Here is a 644-nt window from a genome sequence, read left to right as displayed (position 1 = left end):
TGTAGTTGGAAACCGAAGATGTATGAAGCACCAATTTGTGCTGTTGAATCACTGGCTGGTGACTGCGCTTGCACGGTACGTTCGTTCCATCTTGTCTCGATGTCCTCCGACACGATTGGAAGTGTCTGTATGACCATTGTTTCTCCTCCATGGATAGTCATAGATGAGATGGTCATGTTTTCCATCCTAAATGTGTCAATGTCTTTCAACATTTCGGATAGTTGTAGTAGATAGATCAGGTGGAATCGTGATCCTGCTACTAGTTCTGGGAATGTGTTTGGTGTTATCCCCAAGCCGTTCAATTTCTGACGGATTTCTTGGCGTCTTGGCCCAATGTCTGCAATGTAACCAGTCAAATTTTGATTAACGAGTGTTCCTGCTGGAAGTCCAACTCTTATGTTAATCTCTGGCTCCTCTGCTTGGGATGCTGCTGCCATAACCACGTCTGCGGCTATTCCTAATGAGGGAATTTCCTCGTATAGGTTGTGTGTTTGTAAGTCGATGTGCGTCGAGTGGTAACCTCCGAAGTTTTGGTTAACAGTGACGGGCAATGGTGGGATTGCTAAGAATGTCTCTTTGCCCATGCGGTCGATGACGTTTCCCATTTGCATTAAGAATGCGTAAATCGGTTGGGGAACAGTCCA

Annotated in this window: 1 protein-coding gene; it reads right to left on the bottom strand. The window is 45.7% G+C overall.

The features are described 5' to 3' along the window. The coding region (locus tag ACO0LB_RS20510; RefSeq protein ID WP_423052540.1) for a hypothetical protein at positions 1–611 on the bottom strand (611 nt) is incomplete at its 3' end. Positions 612–644 lie beyond the last annotated feature (33 nt).

Source organism: Undibacterium sp. SXout7W, assembly GCF_049339385.1.
Taxonomy (GTDB): domain Bacteria; phylum Pseudomonadota; class Gammaproteobacteria; order Burkholderiales; family Burkholderiaceae_D; genus Undibacterium.
This window is presented reverse-complemented; position numbering and strand designations above follow the sequence as displayed.